The organism is Synechococcus sp. R3-13, from assembly GCF_047462195.1.
Taxonomy (GTDB): Bacteria; Cyanobacteriota; Cyanobacteriia; order Thermostichales; family Thermostichaceae; genus Thermostichus.
Genome location: NZ_JANSIO010000529.1, coordinates 3,726 through 8,341 on the forward strand (window position 1 = coordinate 3,726; position 4,616 = coordinate 8,341).

Below are 4,616 nucleotides of genomic sequence, written 5' to 3' on the forward strand. Positions count from 1 at the left end.
AGTGGCCAAAGGCCAAAACGGCTCCATGGCCGTGCTGGCCATCTCCGAGAAAGGCGGCCTTCTCCATGCCCCGGACATCTACATGCAAAAGCTGGCGGCTCCGCCCCAGGCCAAGGGCAAGGTGCACATCGACTATCCGCCAGAGAAAAATCTCAAGATCATCGCCGAAAGCCTGGATCGGGAGATCTCCGATCTGACGGTGGTGGTCATGGATCGCAAGCGCCACCTCGATCTGATTCGCCAAATTCGAGAGGCGGGGGCGCGGGTGAAGCTGATTACCGATGGCGACATCTCGGCGGCTCTCTCGGCAGGCTTCAATGGCACCGGCATTCATGCTCTGATGGGGATCGGAGCTGCTCCTGAGGGGGTGATCTCGGCAGCCGCTCTGCGGTGCTTGGGCGCCCACTTCCAGGGTCGGCTGATCTACGATCCCGAGGTGGTTCAGGCAGGCACCTACTTGCCACCCGTGGAGGAAACGCGACGGGAACTCAAAGAAAAAGGCATCGAGGATCCCGACAAGGTGTGGGAGTGTGAGGAGCTGGCCAGTGGCAAGGAAGTCCTCTTTGCTGCCACCGGGATCACCGATGGTGACTTGATGCGCGGGGTACGTTTCTTTGGGGGTGGGGCCCGCACCGAGACCTTGGTGATTTCCAGCCAATCCCGCACGGTGCGCTTTGTGGATACCATCCACATGAAAGATGGCCAGCAGCCCCGCGGACTGCAGCTGCGCTAAGGGATCCCTATCTAACATCCTCGCAGATCGGGGCGGCTTTCCCCTGGTGAAGGTCGCCCTTGCCTTTTTGGGAAAGTTACGAAATCTATCAAGCCCCAACCCGTGAAAACGTAATAACTCTTCAGCAAAATCCGGCAAAACCGGTTCGATACTGGTTTTAGGGTTTAGGTAGGCTGAGAAAAGTTACCTAAGCTTGCTGGAACCGAGTAAAGGGATCCCCTCGTATCGGTCACAGCTCTTGCTTTCTCTCTGAAACAATATTTGCTTTTGTTCAGAGTTTTTGTTTTTAATAACTTTTGCTGTTGCTGTACAGACGACGGAGAGGCATGTTTATCGCGGTTGTCGGTCTTAGCCATCGCACAGCTCCTGTGGAGATTCGGGAGCGCCTCAGCATCGCGGAGGCGGAGGTGGGAGAGACGATCCAGCAGCTTCGCGCCCACCCCCACATTGAGGAGGCTGCGATCCTCAGCACCTGTAACCGGCTGGAGGTCTACATCGTCACCTCGGAAATGGAGAGTGGTGTACGGCAGACGATGCAGTTCTTGGCTGAGCTGAAAGGGATCCCCTTGCCCCAACTGCGTCCGCACCTGTTTACCCTTCTTTACCAGGATGCGGTAACCCACCTGATGCGGGTGGCTGCCGGGCTAGATAGCTTGGTGCTGGGAGAAGGGCAGATCCTCTCGCAGGTGAAAAAAGCCCAGCAACTGGGCCAAGCCTGCAACGGCATGGATCGCATCCTCAATCGCCTTTTTAAGGCAGCCATTACCGCCGGCAAGCGCGTCCGTACCGAAACGGAGATCGGCACCGGCGCCATGTCCATCAGCTCGGCAGCGGTGGAGCTGGCCCTGCAAGAGCAGGGATCCCTCTCTCAGGGCAAGGTTACCGTGGTGGGGGCGGGGAGAATGGCCCGTCTGTTGGTGCAGCACCTGTTGGCCAAGGGGGCAGTCGATATCACGCTGGTGAACCGCTCCCTGGAGCGAGCCGAAGCCCTGGCCAAGCAATTTGAGCAGCCGATCCAGGTGTTGCCCTGGGAGTCGCTGCTGAACAGTGTGGCCGAGTCCAACTTGGTCTTCACCAGCACCGGCGCCACCCAGCCGATCCTGAACTACCAGCAACTGGCAGGGGTGCTGCAGCCAGATCAGCCGCTGTTGTTGGTGGATATCTCTGTGCCCCGCAACATCGATCCCGACGTGGAAAAGCTGAAGGGGGTACAGGTGTTCAATGTGGATCACCTCTCCCGCGTCGTGGAAGAAAACCGCGCCCAACGGCAAAAGCTGGCTCTGGCTGCCGAAGCCCTGGTGGAAGAAGAGGTGGATCAATTCATGGAGTGGTGGCGTTCTCTGGAGACGGTGCCCACCATTTCCAGCCTGCGCCACAAGGTGGAGTCCATCCGCGAGCAGGAGATGGAAAAAGCTCTCTCCCGCCTGGGCAAGGACTTTGCCGAGAAGCACCTGGAGGTGATCGACGCCTTGACCCGCGGCATCGTCAACAAGATCCTGCACGACCCGATGGTGCAACTGCGGGCCAAACGGGATATTGAGGCGCGGCGAGCAGCCATGCGGATCTTGCAGGAACTGTTCAACCTGGATCCGGTGGTGTTTCAAGCCCAGCAGGAGCGCTAGGGATCCCTTGGCGAAGAGCGCATGACTTGAAGAATTGTAACAGCTCTCCCATCTGGGGTGGAGGGCACCCCTTAGGATACAAAGCGTAAGCCACAGGATCTGGGATTATGTTCGGACAATACGAAGTTTTTGTGCAGTTGGCCCTGCTGGCCTTGATTGTCTTGGCAGGCCCGGCGGTCATCCTGCTGCTCTATCTGCGCGGCGCCGATATGTAGGGGATCCCTTTGGATATTGAGGCAGTCGGGATAACCCTTTGGGAGTGCTGGGGCTAAGCCCAAAGCCAGGAGTGTTTAGCAACGTAACGCTCCTTTGCGTTAGAGTTGTAAAGAAATCCCTAGGGCACTCCTGCTTGTAGGGCGACATCCTGCTGGTCAATGGTTAATATGTCACTCCCCATCCGCAACGTCGCCATCATTGCCCATGTTGACCATGGCAAAACCACCCTCGTGGATGCCCTGTTGCGCCAGGCGGGCATCTTTCGGGAGGGGGAAGACATCCCCACCTGTGTGATGGACTGCAACACGCTGGAGCGGGAGCGGGGCATCACCATCTTGGCCAAAAACACAGCCGTCCGCTACGGCGAAACCTTGATCAACATCGTCGACACCCCTGGCCACGCCGATTTCGGGGGCGAGGTGGAGCGGGTGCTGGGGATGGTGGAGGGCTGCTTGTTGATCGTGGATGCCAACGAAGGCCCGATGCCGCAAACCCGCTTTGTGCTGCGCAAAGCCTTGGAGAAGGGCCTACGCCCAATTGTGGTGGTCAACAAGATTGATCGGCCTCGCGCCGAGCCCTACAAAGCCGTCGACAAGGTGCTGGATTTGTTCTTGGAGCTGGGGGCAGACGAAGACCAGTGCGACTTCCCCTATCTATTTGCCTCTGGGTTGCGCGGCTTTGCCCTGGAAGAAGCCCATCTCAAAGCCTTTCTGGAAGGGAAGTACAGCGGATCCCTGGATATGAAGCCTCTTTTCGAGGCCATTCTCAAGCATGTCCCACCTCCCATTGGGGATCCCGGCAAGCCCCTGCAGCTGCAGGTCACCACGCTGGAGTATTCGGAATACCTGGGCCGGATCGTGATCGGCAAGATCCACAACGGCACCATCCGTCTGGGGGATCCATTGGCAGTGGTGAAAGAGGATGGATCCATTGCCAAGGGCAAAGTAACCAAGCTGTTCGGCTTTCAGGGCCTGCAGCGCATCGAGCTGACGGAAGCCACCGCCGGCCACATTGTTGCTGTGGCGGGGTTTGCCGAGGCCAACATTGGCCACACCCTCACCTCTCCCGAAAATCCCCAGGCTCTGCCGCTCATCAAAGTGGACGAGCCCACATTGCAGGTGATGATCTGCGTCAACGACTCCCCCTTCGCCGGGCAAGAGGGTACTTTTGTAACTTCGCGGCAACTGCGGGAGCGCCTGATGCGGGAGTTGGAAACCAACGTGGCGCTGCGGGTGGAAGAAACCGACTCGCCGGATCGCTTTTTGGTGTCGGGGCGAGGCGAGCTGCACCTGGGCATCCTGCTAGAAACCATGCGGCGGGAAGGCTATGAGTTTCAGGTGGGGCAACCGAAGGTAATTTTCCGCGAGGTCAACGGCCAGCCCTATGAGCCCTACGAGTGTTTGGTGCTGGATGTGCCGGAAGCGACGGTGGGGGCCTGCATCGAGCGGCTGGGGCAACGGCGGGGAGAAATGCAGAACATGATGGTGGGATCCGATGGTCGGGCTCAGCTGGAGTTTGTCATTCCGGCGCGAGGGCTGATCGGCTTTCGGGGGGAGTTTATCCGCATCACCCGCGGCGAGGGGATCATGAGCCACAGCTTTTTGGAATACCGTCCCCTGACCTCTGAGATGGAAATGCGCCGCAACGGGGTGCTGATCGCTTTTGAAGAAGGGGTGGCCACTACCTATGCCCTCAAGAATGCGGAAGATCGAGGTGTATTCTTTATTACGCCAGGTACCCGCGTTTACAAGGGCATGATCGTGGGCGAGCACAACCGTCCCCAGGACTTGGAGTTGAACGTCTGCAAAACCAAGCAACTGACCAACCACCGAGCTGCGGGCGGGGAGGAGCTGGTGCACTTGCAAGCGCCGGTGGAGATGACCCTGGAGCGGGCTTTGGAATACATCGGCGAGGATGAGCTGGTGGAGATCACGCCCCAGTCGGTGCGCCTGCGCAAGGCACAGTTAACGCCCTCTCGCCGCTAGTTTTCTCAGCCAACTGGAAGAGAGCATGATTCTAGGTTGTGTTGATCTTTCATTTGAGCC

At 58.5% G+C, this 4,616-nt stretch carries 4 protein-coding genes; all 4 read left to right on the forward strand.

Going from position 1 to position 4,616, the window contains the following annotated elements:
• Nucleotides 1-733, forward strand: a 733-nt coding sequence (locus tag NW856_RS14415) for a fructose-bisphosphatase class II family protein (RefSeq protein ID WP_414400788.1), incomplete at its 5' end; no start/stop codon positions are given.
• A gap of 326 nt (nt 734-1,059) precedes the next feature.
• On the forward strand, nt 1,060-2,355 hold the full coding sequence (locus NW856_RS14420) for a glutamyl-tRNA reductase (protein WP_414400789.1): 1,296 nt from the start codon (nt 1,060-1,062) through the stop codon (nt 2,353-2,355).
• Between the two features lie 107 nt (nt 2,356-2,462).
• Nucleotides 2,463-2,570 (forward strand): photosystem II reaction center protein Ycf12/Psb30, encoded by a 108-nt coding sequence (gene psb30, locus NW856_RS14425; RefSeq protein WP_011433833.1) that lies wholly within the window; start codon nt 2,463-2,465, stop codon nt 2,568-2,570.
• 168 nt (nt 2,571-2,738) lie between these two features.
• The gene (gene typA, locus NW856_RS14430) at nt 2,739-4,556 is read left to right on the forward strand and encodes a translational GTPase TypA (RefSeq protein WP_414400790.1); all 1,818 of its coding nucleotides are present in this window, start codon (nt 2,739-2,741) and stop codon (nt 4,554-4,556) included.
• Nucleotides 4,557-4,616: the final 60 nt, after the last annotated feature.